15 protein-coding genes are annotated in these 15,761 nt (G+C 44.2%); 7 read left to right on the top strand and 8 right to left on the bottom strand.

The genetic code is table 11. The features are described 5' to 3' along the window. Nucleotides 1-11: 11 nt before the first annotated feature. Both QUA78_RS22075 and QUA78_RS22070 read right to left on the bottom strand, forming a co-directional pair. Entirely contained in the window at nt 12-419 is a 408-nt protein-coding gene (locus QUA78_RS22075) for a hypothetical protein (protein WP_333301589.1), read from the bottom strand. Nucleotides 420-479: 60 nt separating this feature from the next. After that, entirely contained in the window at nt 480-869 is a 390-nt protein-coding gene (locus QUA78_RS22070) for a hypothetical protein (protein ID WP_333301590.1), read from the bottom strand. A 70-nt stretch (nt 870-939) separates the two neighbouring features. On the opposite strand from QUA78_RS22070, the gene QUA78_RS32945 reads away from it, so the two are divergent. After that, a complete protein-coding gene (locus QUA78_RS32945) occupies nt 940-1,401 on the top strand; it encodes a DNA cytosine methyltransferase (protein WP_445302458.1) in 462 nt (153 codons plus the stop codon). 176 nt (nt 1,402-1,577) lie between these two features. On the opposite strand, the gene QUA78_RS22065 is transcribed toward QUA78_RS32945, so the two are convergent. Together QUA78_RS22065 and QUA78_RS22060 are read right to left on the bottom strand one after the other, a co-directional pair. After that, nucleotides 1,578-2,858 (bottom strand): transposase, encoded by a 1,281-nt coding sequence (locus QUA78_RS22065; protein ID WP_333301592.1) that lies wholly within the window; start codon nt 2,856-2,858, stop codon nt 1,578-1,580. Nucleotides 2,859-2,952: 94 nt separating this feature from the next. After that, entirely contained in the window at nt 2,953-3,306 is a 354-nt protein-coding gene (locus tag QUA78_RS22060; RefSeq protein WP_333301593.1) for an HNH endonuclease signature motif containing protein, read from the bottom strand. 65 nt (nt 3,307-3,371) lie between these two features. Between QUA78_RS22060 and QUA78_RS22055 the strand changes: the two genes are divergently transcribed. Together QUA78_RS22055 and QUA78_RS22050 are read left to right on the top strand one after the other, a co-directional pair. Beyond that, on the top strand, nt 3,372-4,214 hold the full coding sequence (locus QUA78_RS22055; protein ID WP_333301594.1) for a DNA cytosine methyltransferase: 843 nt from the start codon (nt 3,372-3,374) through the stop codon (nt 4,212-4,214). Nucleotides 4,215-4,267: 53 nt separating this feature from the next. Continuing rightward, nucleotides 4,268-5,431: a hypothetical protein gene (locus QUA78_RS22050; protein ID WP_333399017.1), complete on the top strand. Its 1,164-nt coding sequence runs from the start codon at nt 4,268-4,270 to the stop codon at nt 5,429-5,431. 252 nt (nt 5,432-5,683) lie between these two features. Here QUA78_RS22050 and QUA78_RS22045 read toward each other — a convergent pair whose 3' ends face one another. Continuing rightward, nucleotides 5,684-5,950 carry a hypothetical protein gene (locus QUA78_RS22045; RefSeq protein ID WP_333301596.1) on the bottom strand — a complete coding sequence of 89 codons (267 nt, stop codon included), beginning with the start codon at nt 5,948-5,950 and terminating at the stop codon, nt 5,684-5,686. A 108-nt stretch (nt 5,951-6,058) separates the two neighbouring features. On the opposite strand from QUA78_RS22045, the gene QUA78_RS22040 reads away from it, so the two are divergent. The 4 genes from QUA78_RS22040 (at nt 6,059) to QUA78_RS22025 (ending at nt 11,436) form a co-directional block, all read left to right on the top strand. Continuing rightward, the gene (locus QUA78_RS22040) at nt 6,059-6,493 is read left to right on the top strand and encodes an RNase H family protein (RefSeq protein ID WP_333301597.1); all 435 of its coding nucleotides are present in this window, start codon (nt 6,059-6,061) and stop codon (nt 6,491-6,493) included. Nucleotides 6,494-6,607: 114 nt separating this feature from the next. Then, nucleotides 6,608-8,026 carry a hypothetical protein gene (locus QUA78_RS22035; protein WP_333301598.1) on the top strand — a complete coding sequence of 473 codons (1,419 nt, stop codon included), beginning with the start codon at nt 6,608-6,610 and terminating at the stop codon, nt 8,024-8,026. After that, the gene (locus QUA78_RS22030; protein ID WP_333399016.1) at nt 8,016-10,724 is read left to right on the top strand and encodes a hypothetical protein; all 2,709 of its coding nucleotides are present in this window, start codon (nt 8,016-8,018) and stop codon (nt 10,722-10,724) included. The genes QUA78_RS22035 and QUA78_RS22030 overlap by 11 nt, the downstream gene beginning before the upstream one ends. A gap of 151 nt (nt 10,725-10,875) precedes the next feature. Beyond that, nucleotides 10,876-11,436 (top strand): HU family DNA-binding protein, encoded by a 561-nt coding sequence (locus QUA78_RS22025; RefSeq protein WP_333301600.1) that lies wholly within the window; start codon nt 10,876-10,878, stop codon nt 11,434-11,436. Nucleotides 11,437-11,577: 141 nt separating this feature from the next. Here the strand turns inward: QUA78_RS22025 and QUA78_RS22020 are convergent, their stop codons facing one another. The 3 genes from QUA78_RS22020 to QUA78_RS22010 are packed head-to-tail and all read right to left on the bottom strand — an operon-like array spanning nt 11,578 to nt 15,647. Continuing rightward, entirely contained in the window at nt 11,578-12,417 is an 840-nt protein-coding gene (locus QUA78_RS22020) for an ATP-dependent DNA ligase (protein ID WP_333301601.1), read from the bottom strand. A gap of 12 nt (nt 12,418-12,429) precedes the next feature. Continuing rightward, on the bottom strand, nt 12,430-13,263 hold the full coding sequence (locus tag QUA78_RS22015) for a hypothetical protein (protein ID WP_333301602.1): 834 nt from the start codon (nt 13,261-13,263) through the stop codon (nt 12,430-12,432). Between the two features lie 8 nt (nt 13,264-13,271). Next, entirely contained in the window at nt 13,272-15,647 is a 2,376-nt protein-coding gene (locus QUA78_RS22010) for a hypothetical protein (protein WP_333301603.1), read from the bottom strand. Nucleotides 15,648-15,761: the final 114 nt, after the last annotated feature.

The following is a 15,761-nucleotide window of genomic DNA, read 5'->3' as shown; positions in this document are numbered from 1 at the left end:
TCTTAGGTTTGCTAAATGAGGTGTGCCAAATAATTAGCACATCGGGCAATCAGTTCGGCATGGGAGCGATCGGTTATGTAGATGAGCTTTAACCTACCGTTATCTCGATAAGCCTCTGCCAACTCCATAATCGCTCTAAAGATATCTGAATTGGGGACTAAATAAGGTTCATAGAAACTCTTTAATCCTTTGCTCAAATACCTCGGTAAATGATGCTGGATTTGTTGCCACAGGATTTGGCGATATTCTGTGACTGAATACTTGCCTCGCCACAGGGGAGACATACTCAGTTCATCGTCAACATAGGGAGAATTAGTCCCTTCTGACACATTAAAAACTTCACGGTCTAGGTCGATCGCAAACTGGACTTTCTCGGTCTGGAATTTGTTATAGTCAAACTTTTCTACAGTGATGGTCATGGCTCATGCGTGGGATGAGAAGTCACTCCCTCACCGCGAAGCGCACCGCACACATAAGCCTCAAGTACCTCCAATCCTGATGATTTTAGTTTTGCCTTTTGTCCGATCGATATTGTCTTTAGTCCCGAGACTGATGCCGTCCCAGAGAGCTAAACCGTAATCGCAAATTGAACACATTGCTTTGTCCCGATCGACATAACTTCCTGCAACTCCAACCGTTTGAAAACCAGTAACGTTTCTTGGTTTCCCGTTTCCCGACCAGAGAGCGAAATAGACCTTAACATCCAGATAATTGCTGTTGCGGAGATATTCTTGAACTAGCTTGTCAACTCCTGGCGCATCACCTAGAATTATCGAAAAGTTCAGCTCCATTATGCGGTTAATAGACTGCAAGCCAGGGCGAATATCCGTTATCGATCGACTGCCCGAAACCATTACAATTTTAGTCATGAGGCAAGTTAATTATTGAAATCACTACTTTCTAGCGAAGCTCAAATGATAGAATAAAAAGAAACCTAAGATGGAATTAAAATGTATTGATTTGTTTGCGGGGATAGGCGCTTGGGAACTAGCAAGCAATTTGGTCAGCTCTATATCTCAAATTAAATTAGAGACAATCGAATTTATAGAGATTAATCCTTACTCCCAAAAAATTCTACAAACTCACTTCCCTCAAATCCCAATTCATTCTGATATCCAAGATTACCTACCAGTTAAAAACAAAGCCGATGTCTATTACTGTAGTTTTCCCTGCACCGGCACATCAAGAGCCGGAAAAAAGACAGGACTCATCCATGTTGAATCAAGCCTCTGGTTCCAAGCCTTGCGCTGCATCATACTCGGTAGACCAAGTTTTGTTCTGGTGGAGAACCTGGTCTACAATCAACTTGGGACTTCAATTCTCAAACAAATTCAATTGCACATTCTCAGGTTCGGTCGGTTTGTAAATGAGATGTTTCCAACTCTGACCGATTTTAATTGATGTAATAGTACCACGATGTACACCAAACATTGCAGCAATTTCCCGTCTAGTTAAATTTGTTTCAGCCAACAAGCGTTTGATTTCCAGCACTTGAGTCTCGCTAAGTACAGCAAAACCATGTTTAGAGCCTCGGTTATTACAACAATTTTTCCCTTTAGCAATACTCCGGACAGTTTTTAAGCAGCCAGAGTACCATAAGACAAGACTGAAGGAAGGTTAGGGTGATTTAAAATCAAATCCGGGTCTAAATCTAACTTATCAATAAAGGTAGAAAGTAGATGCTTATTGAATTCCAGACGTTTATAAGAGGCAATAGAAAACACAAACGACTTGGCAGATGAATGACAACTAGAGAGTTGATGTTTAGCTAAGTTTAAGGCAATTAGACTGGCATTAAAATGAAAATCAAGCCGTGGTAAATGACGAGCTTGACAATCAGACAATCCTGTAAATTGCTTGGCATCACGAAAAATAAATTCAATCTGGAAGCGAGCCTGATAATATTCAAGAATTTGCTCAGGTGGTAGGTGAATATCAGTGCTAAACAATAAAGCATTTTTGATTTTGCCGTTGGCTTGAACTTCAGAGAGACCAACCAAACAAATTGGGCAATTTAAACAACAACTCCACGCAATCAATGTATATAATGAAACTCCCGGTTTTAGGTATTTAACGAAATTAAGACGACTCAAATCATGGCAGTCAACCTTGCCATCATATTTACGTGGAGCTCCCAGTTTCTTTTGTTCACCTGTATAGAGATAGCGTAGGTTAGCATCACTTCTTAACTTGCCAATAAAGTCTAAATTTAAGTCCCGCACAGCATCCCAGAATTGAGAGCGATAGTAATAGCCATCAGCCACCAAATAACGTACAGAAGTTGGGAAGTAACAACGAGTATTCTTTAGATGTTGTGCATAGTCATCAACTCTTGTGATGTCAGGCTTTGAACTTTGAAAGTCAGGTTTTTTGCGAGATTTTTTTGAGCGGTTATTATTCGGTTTTTGGGGCAGCTTTTTCGCAGGCTTTATTTGAGGGCGTGATGGAGTTTGTTGTACACTTAAACTATAAGATAAACGAGTCTCAATTTCGACAATAGAAATCACAGAAATTTCCAATCCCTCTTCCGATTTTCCCGCTACACCATTATAATAATAAGCTTTACCGTCAGTTTTTTTGCCGCTTTTTCTTAAAAAAGAACAATCAATAACAGCAATAACTGTGTGTTTAGGATTTAAAGCTTCTTTGATAAAATATTGATTAAATTGTGTCAAGTTAAAGCTTTTGATAAAGTGACGACGGTAGGTTTTTTCACTCAAACAGCTATAACGACTGAGATTCGTGAAGTTGACCTTGCCATAGACCAGCAAAATAGTTGAAAATAAAGTGATTAAAAACTTCTTTTGGGGTTGACTAATCCCCGGCATTTGTTGTAAGATGGATTCAATAATCTTCATAAGGAAATCTGTTGAGCTTGTGTGTTTTTATAGCTTAACCTAAAAGAGTGCCTTTTTTTCTGTTGATTTTGGGTTCAGATTGCACTCACTTTTTTCACTTCTCTATTTTATTGTGATCGCATTCCTCTTTAAAAACTGTCCGGAGTATTGCTTTAGTTGAACGTCCTTTATTAGCCATGTCTATCATATTGTCTTTGGGAGTTCCGAGAAATAAGTGTTCAGGATTTACACAACTTCGATTATCACAAGTATGACAAACAAACATTCCTTCAGAGATTTCACCCTTGTAGATTTCGTACATCAGTCTGGATATATATTTCTTTTTGCGATTTGCCATAGTAAGCTTCGGATCACCGTGGCTACTTTGAGTAGCTAAATCTGTAAGCCAACAATCATTTTTAGAAATGATGTGAGCTTCAATGCGTTCTTGTAGTGTTTTACGAGGCATAATCTTGATTAAGAAACATCAAAATCTCAAAGCGAAGCATTAATTTAGTTTAAAATATTTCTATTATGCAAGCAATTAGTTTATTTTCAGGAATCGGAGGATTTGAATTAGCAGCACAATTAGTTTTTGGCGATGGCGCTGACGCGCCCCGCAAGCTACGATATCAAACATTTCAATTTGTCGAAATTAATCCTTATGCTCAAAAAGTCCTCCAATCACACTTTCCTAATATCCCCATCTGGTCAGATATCAGAACATATCATCCACCCAAGCTCAGACAACTCGGCTTTCCTACGATCGTCATTGGCGGTTTTCCTTGCACAAATACATCAAACGCAGGAAAGAAACAAGGATTGGCAGGCACTGAATCAGGATTGTGGTGGGAAATGTACAGAGTCATCGTTGAAGCCCAACCAGATTTTGTCATTATTGAAAACCCAAAAGGAGTCATTCATAGAGGCTTGCGAACAATCTTGGGAGCTTTGCGAATGGCTGGATTTGAAGCAGAAGTTGAAATTATCAGCGCGTCGGAGTGCGGTGCGCCTCACGAGAGGCAAAGATGCTTTATCATTGCCCACCTGCACAACTTACAGCTCAAGCAACGGAAAGGGTGGCAGGGCTGGTCTGACCAAGTTGGAAAGCACCTTGCGATCGCAAAATCGTTTACCAAGTACCCAGAAGTTAAATCCAGAGGTTTGCCTGTGGTTAATGGGATTCCCCCTTACTTGGCTGGACTGCATTATGACCACTGGTGGAAATTCACTCCCCCACCAACCAACCCAGGAGTAGAACCAAGAACCCCTGGGAGGGCAGAAGCAATCACTCTGGCAGGTTTATCAATTTGTGTTCCGCAAGCCACAGTTCCATTGATGCGCCTTCAATTCCTAGCTTCTTTACTAGCAGGTTAGTCAAACAAGCTTAACTTAACACTTAGCAACCCACCTATTCGGAGATAAAACTCATGGGCAAAAAGAGAGGCAAGATGAAGCCAAAAGAAAGACTGTTTTTGGAGATGAGTCAGGGTCGGAGACTCAATCTACAGTGCATCATCGAAAAATCACAACAGAGTGACGGTCATGGCGTTTATCTAGAACTCGATCGAGGCAAGAACAAGCAACATCGGCTAATTTCCGTTCATGCCAAAATCCTTAATGCGTGGGAAGTTTGTAAAAATGGAATGTCAATCCTAGAAAATTCCAACTTTAGCTATTCACAAACCAACGATGAAATTACTCAAGAGTTCATCCATAAGTTAGTCGAAACTTACGGTGACTATGATTCAGATGATGCTCAGTATCAACCAAAGGGTGATAATCGAATTATTTTACCGTGGCTGTTGTCTGGTGGAAAACCAGACGATCCAAATATTCCTGAAGGAATCACGATCGAAGTCATTAACCCGCCTGTGACCAAAAAGTGGAAGATTTACCATCGGAAATGCAGTCATCCTGATTATGCAAATGGGATGTATGCGATCGGCCCGTCAGATACAGAAGTTTTGTTGATTGAAGACACAGAAAGGGTAGTAATCAGCAATGCCTACATCCTTGCTGCTTATCTGGCAGATCACTTGAATGATATCAACCACAGCGAACGGTACTTGGCTCAGGCAGAACTCGATCGACTATATGCAGAAGCAGAGACAGTTTTCTGTGTTGATATCCAGAATATTGACCTTAACGACGAAAAAAAGTTTAAAAATAATATTTCGAGATTTGCTAATGCTAATTGGATGGGTCTTTATACGACAGACGGAACTCCAATTACCAGATCAGCAGTTTGGGAGTGCGATAACGCTTTAATCTGTGGAGATTATATCAGATTTGACAAAGGAGTGTTAGCAGGAAAAATTTATTATCCTACCTCTGTCGAAGGCACAGAATTCTATTTCAAAATGCCATATCATGCTTGGGAGGGGGTTGCTAAACATAATGGTGTAGTTATGCCTCTCTTCCCCAAAATAGAGAATGGTGTCGCAATTGAATTTTGGGATTGGGTACGTAATAACAATATTGTCCCTAAAAAAGTTGATTGTCCCTTTGAGGCGGGTCGGCTTCTTACTCAAGGAATTGTTGCAGTATTTGTCTATCCATACACAAATAGACCAAGAATGGATTGTAATTAAAACCAATTCTGTAGCTAAGGTTTTCTATAATGACAAAACCCGCTGAAATTCCTTAAGGACATATTTCAAGAATTTGGGATTTCTGCTAATGATTCTTAAAAATCTGTCAGGGAGAGTAGTAAAACCTTGTTGAGCTAACGTTTCTACCAGAAAGAATACAGCATATCCAAAGTAAAAGAGTTTTGGGGCTATGTCACCTTCCGGCGTAAATCCTTCAGTCGATAGGAACGAATTCTCTTTAGTATCCAGATACTAAACCACGTAGAGAGTCCCGCCAGTGCTCAGTTCCAGGGATTCTCTATTATTTTCTCTCAAGTTTCCGTTGGGTCGATCGAGCCTGAACTCATAGTACATTTCCTTGGTTAGATTCTTCATGTGTTCTAACTGTTGGGCTAGCCTGATGCTTTCTGCCTTTATCTGTAAATTTTCTACTAACAGTTGCGAGTTGTCGATCGATAATTCAGAATTGGCGACTGATAAACGTGCATATTCTCTCAATAAATCTGTGTATTCTGACATACTAATTGTCTACTTTATTTGCTATATTATACCAAACTATAAGTAACAACTGTTCATAAATAAACTGCTTCGCTAGGGGGTCTTGATGTTTCTTTTTGTGAAAGTCTTATGGTTGCCGTACAAAATTCAACAGGAACTCAAACAAAACCTGTAGTCAACATTCATTGCGATGGTGCTTGCTCAGGAAATCCAGGACCCGGTGGCTGGGCTGCAATTCTCACAATTCCAGGTAAACCAACTAAAAAAGCAGTTAGTGGGAAATCTGACACAACCACTACGAACAATCGCATGGAACTCACAGCAGCGATCGAAGGGTTGAAAGCTCTCAAAAAGCCCTGCACGGTTACCCTATTCTCGGATTCAACTTACGTCATTCATACTATGACCAAAAGTTGGAACCGTAACGCCAACCAGGATTTGTGGAAAGAACTAGACAAATTAGCAGAAGTTCACGACATTACGTGGCTGTGGTTGTCGCGGAATTCAACTCCTGAGTTGAGTGAATGCGATCGACTCGCCAAAGAACAAGTTGGCAATTCTTGAGAGCTAAATTTTAGCTTAATTTAATCCCGAATTGGGCATTGTTAAATAGGTATAATGTCCATTTCTGGTATGTTAAAATAAGCTAACTTTTAGCGCAATTTTTAGGGCAAAACGATGAGTCAATTTGATTATTTACGAGCCCAGCTAGCCGATAACGTATGGGCAGGAAAACCAATTTTGACAGTAGCCGATGCTGTTGATCAAGGAGTAACTAGCGGAAAAGATTGGTATTTTAGCCTGCCCCATATCCAATTTATTATGGCAAATCCAGTAATGGCAGGGGTCAAAGATTTATTAGTAGCATCCCAAAATGTAGGAACAACAGTCATTGATTGCAGTTTGGTATTTTTGGAGACGCTTAATGGCATCAACCGTGCCTACAATAGCAAAGCATTTACAAACCTAGCTGGCAAAGGTCAGCAAGAATTAGCAAGTCTCCTTCCATCAACCAGAGAAAGGATAATTTATGAAGCATCCGTGATGGCGTACAACGAAGCCTTGAATTTGCCTCATTTATCAGTAACGATCGACTCGATAGATGCCGACATTCGAGCAATTCAGCAAGGGGGAGCGACAGCAGAAGCTCAAATAGATACATGGAAATCACAAGCTCTTACTAGAGTCGAGCAACTTAAGGCTGAGATTTTAGCAACGATCGAATCTCTGACCGGTAATCCACGCCGGAACGCTCGCGCACGTATCCGACGGGCAGAGGCAGCACGGATTGCTATGACTACGAACACGATTCCTAACATCATTGCTCACAATCCATACTCCATCAGCTCAACCTACAACCACTCCATCAGTTCCATTTACAGCCGTCCGCCCGTCCTCAACACTGCATTGGTGCCGATCGCTGTGGGGGGAGCAGCTACGATCGCAGGTGCAGTGGGTGTGCTCACAAGCATTGCAACTTGGCTGCTGGGGAGTTTTTTCTTGAAATCCTTTAACATCCCCTCAGTTTTGTTACCCGCTTTGACAAATACTGTGGTGTCGATCGTCCTGAAATTATCTGGCAGTTCAGGCGGTGCTGAAGCGGTTCGTTATTTAGCGGCATCTGCTCTGAAAGCTGGAGCAAGTTTGTTGCCCCGACTCTTTGGCACTACAGGAATGCAAGCAAGTGGTTGGGCTTATTTGATGAGTTGGGCAGCTCCTATAATTGGTGCAGCCGTAATTATTACCATCGCCATGAGAAATAAAACCGATCTTGCTCAATATCTTTATGTTTTTGCAGACATTGGTAATGCAACACCAAGAAAATTCAATTTGTCTATGGCTTATATGTCAGACACCAATCAAGTGGAAATCCTTGAACAATTTAAAGATTCTGCAAAAAGATTGATTCAAAGTGCTCCAGTTCCGATCGAAAAAATCACAGGGGTTGGGCTAAACCTCAAAAAAGAATACGTTATTGCCTACGATTTAACTAATCCAGATAGTCCAGTAACTCTTCCAAAAACTGAAATTCAAACTATATTAGGAAGCGATAAAGTTGCTAGAATAGCATCAGGAAAATTCTTTTTTGCTGACTAATATGCCTACTGAATACCTCGTAGACTATTCTTGGGTTGATGAAAGTTTGGGACAAATAAAAACTACTGCTGTTTGGTCAGTTTGGGATTGTGTTCTTAAACAATGGTCTACCGCTCCTAAAGTAACTCTCCGCAATATCCTTCTCTCTGGCTGGCATCAAGACCTGGGTAAAGAGCGGTTTTGTATTGGACAAATCCCAGAAGATACCAAGACTGCTGCTCTCCTTGACCCATTTATTGCTAACAAGAACGATCGATATATCCTGGACTTAGCTAGTGGCTCTCGTAACCACGGGAGATTCACTTTTAATATGGCTCCGGTTGGCTCAAACTACTATGGCGGTAAAGGAACCGAACAATGGAAGCGGATCATTTACGGGAGTATTATGCACACCGGATGCAAGCATTTAGTCGGTAGAGAATTCAACTTTGTCATCGTGGATGATACTAACCGGGATGCGGAAGGTAATCTCCAAGATGACCCCACAAATGGCAGACACTGGAACAGCGGAGATAGCCATGCCAAAGGGTCTAAGGAGTTTCTTACTATACTTGGAACAGGCGATGTTCATCATCCAAATGACGAAGGAATTCCCCTTCAATTTCGGATAGCGTCATTCAAAAGCTGGGTTGCAAAAGGGACGATCGCCCACAATCCAGAATTAGATGGCTCGGGCTATGATTTGGTCATACCCTGGAGTTCACTAAAAGGGAACAAACCCGCCCTCGGAAACTACCGAGAGAAACTGCTTTGTGGGTTGGTATTTGAAGGAGAAAAACGAACGGCGAAAGCTGGTTGGATGCTATTCCAGTGGTTCGCATTTGAAACTTTGGAACAAGATAAAATAATTAGCCGACTCCGAGCGAAATGTGAGAAGCTAGTAGCCGCTACTAACTCTATTCAAGCGCTGGCTAAAGAACTCCGAATCCATCAAGTAGAAGCAGAGCAAGAACGCGAACAAGGCGATAGTATTCAGTCAGAAGCTGAATATGTAAATACTGCGATGGAAATCATTAAATACGATATTAAAGGACGACTTCTGCTTCATCCTTACATCACAGGCAAAGTAGCAGAAAGACTTCAGGCAGTTTGGTTAAATCTAGCAAAAGCTGCTGGGGTTCGTTTCTGGTCGTTGATGTCGCAGCCAGATGAATATTTCCAGAAATACGAAACCACGGATAGTGGCGGAAAAACTACTTTTACTGAGAAAGTGTTCTGTGCACCTGGGATGGCTCCCGGTGAGTACATCGTATTCTGCAATCCCATGAGGCATTGGGGCGACTGCCAACTGTGGATCAACAGAATTGAAGGCACTTATGCGCGGGGGACGAACCTCATGGCGGCATCCACAAAATTGATGCTGAGTCTGGGCAGAGACTTTGACGGCGACTTTGTTCAGCTCATCGCCTCTCATCAATATCCGGCGTTGAGAGATGCGATCACCAATTTTGACAAACCTCCCGAAGTTGACAAGCTGCCTAAAATGGCGCTGACCGGAACACTCCAAGAAGTCGCCATCAACAGTATGAACGACATCACCGGTGTAGTTGCCTCACTCCTTGGTCGCGCCAGAGCAGCGGGGGTAGAAGGAATAGTCCTCAACATCCCGCCAGGGGGAATGCAGACAGAGCCAAAAGAGATGGCAATCATCAATTTCCTGAGTCAGGAATTGCAAATCGCCGTTGACTCGCTGAAGTCGGCATATCCCAATAATGATGTGGGACTCAAAGCTGTTACCGACTATCTCAACGGTCTGGGAGATGCAGGCAAAATTCCTTGGCTCAAAGATTTTAAGGAGAAGGATACTTTTCTAACTCGACCCTGCGCCGTTGCCAATGATGCGATCGATACCATCTCCCGACTCGTCAAAGTAGTCAACAGCTATTGGCGACCAGCTCAGCTAGAAACTAACATCGACATCAACTCGTTTCACAATGCGCTTTTTGATGGAGTTGAGGTAGCCCAAGAACAGATGGATTTCGCGTTTGAGCAGCGCAAGGGATATGGCTCTGAGATGAATGCTGCTATCAAATGGAAGGAACAAAATGATGGGGACACTACCAAAATTCGGGAAGTTTCGGCTAAATACCAGGCTCTCAAAAACTCTGCTCTTGAACAATTTGCCGATGCCCAGGGTCAGGCTTATACCGAAAAATCTTGGGCTGCTGCTTATTGGCGCGCTGTCCACACCAGTGCTAGCGAACTTAGCACTGGCTCGCTGGTGTTCAATCTATTCCGAGAAGAAATCGTGACTGAACTACAAGAGAATCCCGATACTTTGCCCTACTTCGGTGTCTTTAACGTCCATAAACAAGAACCCAATGTCTGGAGCCGAGGTGAATGGACTGGACAGAATGTTCTGGTTCGGATTGTTCAACGTCTGAAACCTGCTGCTGGTCAGCAAGCCGCACGGATGGAGTTGGCGATCGATATGAGGTATCCCGACAGTACCAAAAATATCGGCTATTTCCCCCTTGGATGGGTTGGTGAAAAATATCGAAGTAAAGTGGCGATCGGCGAAACTCGTGAAATGCGCTGTTACACCGATGGCAAATATATGGATGAAGCGGGTAGAACTATTACCAAAACAGTTCGTTTATTTAATCAATCCCTGAGTCAAGAGCAGATTGATTTCTTAAATGGGAAAATGCCAGCAGGTCTTTATAGCCCTGAAGATTTTGGTTTACCACCTAATTAATGATCAGTGGTATTTACGACAAGTGGTAAATACTACCAATTTTATGCCGATTTCATGGGTAAAAATGAGAAAAATGTTCTTGATTTATTGTCCTTTTAAAAAAACTAGGGCATAATCAAATCAAGCGTCTATCTCAATCAAAATTTTAATTATGGCTTCAGTTGTTGAAAATCTCCCATTTGGAGAAGTTATCTCCAGTGTCGTCGCTTCTCTAGAAAGCGGAAAGGATATCAAAATCGAAGGGTTTGGCACTTTCTCATTGATTGAAAAACCAGAACGGGAAGGACGAAACCCAAGAACAGGCAAACCCACCACTTACAAGCCTACTCGCCGACCGAAAATTACCTTTGACAAGAAGTTCCTTGAAAGGGTTTATGCGGGTGCAAGTGCTTCGGAAACTTCGACTGAAACAACTTCGGTAGCAGCTCCAGTAGCAAGCTCTGTAATGACTCCAGCTCCCGTAGCAGCTCCCGTACCTACCCCGGTAGCAGCTCCAACAGCTCCTGTTTTGCCTCCTCCAATTCCAGCCGAGTTACTTACTCCTTCGGCACCACCAATTATCTGGCAAATCAAAGCGCCAGATGGTAGCTTTATCGAAGTTCCGAGCCAGGATCTGTCTAAGTGGGGAGTCGGTGCAAATACTCCAATCTACTCTGCTGCCACTGGTTGGAAATTAGCAGGGAGCATTCCTGAACTTGTAGGACTGGTCTAATAAAAAGGGCTTCAGCTAAACTGAATCGACGACGAACGAACTGCACAAAAAAAACCTGAGTGACTGCACCCAAGCTCAGGTTTTTTTCATGTTTCTTGTTTCTAACAATTTCTAAAAATTGGTTACAATTTCTTAGCAAGTTTAAACAAAAGCAGAAAATACGGGATGTCTCAAAGCACCCGTAGCAGTGATGCCGAGATGGATGACTTCGACTATTTTACCCATATAATTAGCTTGGTTAGCCCAAATAGTCGATCGCTCGGCATCAGTAAATCCAGTGCCGACTCGGGCATTGACAATTCGCTCGTTGAGAGTGCCACCAACTAAGAGATTGCCCAACGACGCAGAATATTTGCCTGAGCCTTTGGTGAACCCCGTAACTGGCAAACGGTCTTTCACAAAATTCTTGACCTTCAAAAGTGCGATCGATCGACCCTGGAAATAAACAGAATTCGGGTTCCGCAGCATTATCCCTTCAGCCGATTGTGCTGAGGCCTTGATTGAGTCAGCTTCAGCTTGGATAACCAGAGGATTATTCTCGATTAGCCTCTGCGGAACGTAGCTAACTTTCCCCATTGCCGGAAAAATTTGCTGAACCTGGCTATATTCGTCTGTTGCCAGGATGTTGGGATATTGAGTGAAGCCGATCGCAAAAATGCGAAACTCCATTCTCTGTTTCGCTTCGACAACGGTTGCTGTAGTTTTAGTCGATCGAGCAATCCCAGAAATTCTATCGAAAGGCTCTCCGGGGATGTACAGCTCACCGTCAATGAAAGACAAATTGTTGGCTAACCGGATGCTTTCACAGATTTGCTCAATTTCGGTCAGACCTGAATATCGAGTCACGCCCGATCGACTCCTCAATCCACTGGTCGGGTTCTCATAGAAACAGCGCACCCCGTCCAATTTAGGGCTACTGAGCCATTCAGCCACACCGTAGTTTTTGGTGGGGCTGTAAGTATTTGCTAATTGTAATAGCATTATTCTTGCTCCTTAACTAACAAATCGACCTAAAGCAGGGCTTCGGAGATTACCAGTAGCTGTTACTCCCATGTAAACTATTTGAACTTGTTTGCCGATATAAGAATCTCTGTTCATCCAGAGATCCTGTTCCTCTTCGTCGTTTAAGCCGTAAATACGAGAAACTTTATTAACTCCATTTACCATGCCTTCAACGGACATATAACTCACGTAACCCACTATTAGATTTTGCGTAAACCCAACGACAGTAAAGATTCCGCTTGTTATGTCCTTCACTTTGAGAAGATTGTCCGATCGCACCCCAGAATAAACTGAGTCCAGATTTCTGAGGATGATTCCTTCAGTTCCTCCAGCATTAAGAACGGTGGTTGCTTCATCTAGAACGCCGAGAGGTGTGTTCCGAATGAGTTTTTGAGGAATCAAACTAATCATCCCCTGTGTGGGGATAATTTGCTGCATGAGATTCATCATTTGTTGTGCTGTTAGATTAGCTGTTGCCGAACCAACAGCAGAAACTCGGAATTCAACAGCAAATTTTTCAGCAAGTTCGTAGTTAGCGCGATCGCGAACTAATACCGTAAGTTCCTCGAATGTTCTACCAGGAATGAACAGCTCACCGTCAAGAAAAGATAAATTGTTAGCATCACAGAGAGCGCGACAAGCTAACTCCAGTCGATCGAATCCTACAAATCGCGTGGTCAAGCTCTGGCTTCTTAATCCGCGTGAAATGCCGTCCCGCGTGTAAATACAACGAACTCCATTAAGCTTTGGGCTACTTAACCAAAACCCAACCATGTATTCTTTAGCTGGATTGTAAGTATTTGGTACTTCTGCTACAAAAATCATCGTTTTTCTTAGTTAACTGCCATTATGAAATTGCTGACACATCGCACAGTTTCATTGACGATTTTGTCAAACATCAACGCTAATTCTCGGTTATTTGGTTGATATCTCATTAAGCCCCATTGTCCTGTTGCAGCAATTGTTAAATCAGGTCGGAAAATCATTGCTGTGGAATGGAACCAATTATTAAAGATAGTGTTCGGCATATTTCCACAAATTATCATTCCTGAAATGTTGCTATAAGTAATAACCACATCCACGTTAAGTCGAACCAATTTCCCACAGGTTTGATAAGTTACACTGCCTGTTACTCCTCCTGATAGAGGTAACGATACTGGTGTTGACCAAACAATTGCTGCTGGCCCGGCTGGTCCGGTGGCTCCCGTGTCTCCTTTCGGTCCGATCGGCCCCACAGCACCAGCAATGCCTTGAATCCCTTGAGGCCCAGTTGCACCATTCGCGCCGACATCACCTTTAGGGCCAGCAACACCCTGAGCACCAGTGGCTCCGGTCGCACCTGTTGCGCCAACCTCACCTTTAGGGCCGGCAGAACCGATCGGGCCAGCAGCACCGGGAATTCCTTGTGACCCAACATCACCTTTCGCTCCGATATCACCTTTCGGGCCGGGAATTCCTTGCGCTCCAGTTGCACCAGTTGCTCCAGTTGCTCCAACGTCTCCTTTGGGGCCGGTAAGTCCGAGCGGGCCGGCAGTTCCCGTATCTCCTTTAAGACCTTGAGGCCCTTGCATTCCAACGGGGCCCGGTGCGCCTTGCATTCCCGTTGAGCCAGTTAATCCGGTCTGACCTTGCGCTCCGGTATCTCCTTTGGCTCCGGGAATTCCTTGAATACCTTGGTCGCCTTGTTTTGCTCCCAAAGTCCAGGCAATCGACGGCGGTTGAGAGTTGACGTTCGGGGCGTTGGCAATATAGCTGCTGCCGTTATAAGCAACGGCATCAAACATGGCGTAGTTCGTCGTCGCGTTCCAGTTCCCGCGCCAAATCAAGCCGGGTCGCCCTTGTTCACCTCGAATTCCTTGAGGCCCTTGAGCTCCCGTCGCACCTACCGCTCCAGCAGCGCCGACGGGTCCAATTTCACCCGGTACGCCTGGAATTCCTTGTTCACCCCGATCGCCTTTCGGGCCGGTTAATCCTGTCTGACCTTGAGAACCTGTAGCGCCAACTAAACCTTGCTCACCTCGATCGCCTTTTTCGCCTTGAATCCCTGGAGGCCCGACCAAACCTGGTTCACCGCGATCGCCTTTAGAACCCGCAGCGCCGGGAATTCCTTGTAAACCTTGACTACCTTGAGCGCCCGGTTCACCTGGTAAACCTCTTTCACCGAGAACGCCTTGAATGCCGGGATTTCCTTGAGGGCCGGTAAGTCCGATCGGGCCCGGTGCGCCTTGTAACCCCTGGCTACCTTGAGCGCCGGGTTCGCCTTTTTCACCGCTGCTGCCTGCTGCGCCAACTGCGCCCGGAATTCCTTGAAGTCCTTGAGGCCCGGTGTCGCCACGATCGCCTTTGTCACCTTTAGCGCCGGGGATACCTGGCAAACCGGGTTCACCGCGATCGCCTTTTTCACCAACCGGGCCGGTAGCACCAGCGGCACCGGGTAAACCATCAACACCCGGAACGCCTTGAATGCCTTGCATCCCTTGAGAGCCTGGAATCCCTGGAATTCCTTGAGCGCCAGCCGGGCCGGGAGCGCCGTCCATACCGTTGGCACCGGGAACGCCAACATCACCACGATCGCCTTTGTCACCTTTCGGGCCGGGTTCACCTTGAGGGCCAGGAGGACCGATCGGACCTTGAGGCCCAACAATGGCAGGTTCGGGAGGAATGAGAGCAACTTCGCGAGTGGCGGTGGCCAAAATACTGGTGCCGAGCATCAAATCAGCAATGAGAGTTCCATTTTGTGTGATGGGTGTCTCGAATGGAACCCAGGGAGATTCTTTGATGACAACTCCATTCAATTTGAACCGAATGAAGGCATTGGTTGGGATGTGTTGAACATCAGCAACTACGACGGTTTGCCCTGAGTAAAGAACAGGAGCACGGAGTAAAATTGTGGGAGCATTGACCTTGACTTCAAAATTGATTTGAGCGGTCGATCGAACTGTAACTGGAGCTGTTCCAGAAATATCCTCGACTTCAATTAGGTGAACACCTGCGGTATTAATTGGAATCGACATTCCAAATTGATAGATAGGTGCAGCAGTAGTTCCTACATTTGTGGCTGTGGTATCTGTCCCAACAACTACACCATTCAATTTGAAACGAACATCGGTATTGGTGTTAGTGTCAGTGACTGCCGTAACGGGGAGAGAATAGGGCAATCCTCCGACTTGAATGCTGGGTTGAGTGGGAGATGTGATTCTAATTGGCATTAGCTTAACCGCCTAAAATTTGATAGACAAACAATCCCTTTCTTGGCATCGGCGTACCAAGAAAGAGATTACTGAAGCAAGGCTGAAACTAGCTTTGAGAGAGAAGAATTTGGG

The sequence above is a fragment of the Microcoleus sp. K4-B3 genome (assembly GCF_036704615.1).
Taxonomy (GTDB): domain Bacteria; phylum Cyanobacteriota; class Cyanobacteriia; order Cyanobacteriales; family Microcoleaceae; genus Microcoleus.
This window is presented reverse-complemented; position numbering and strand designations above follow the sequence as displayed.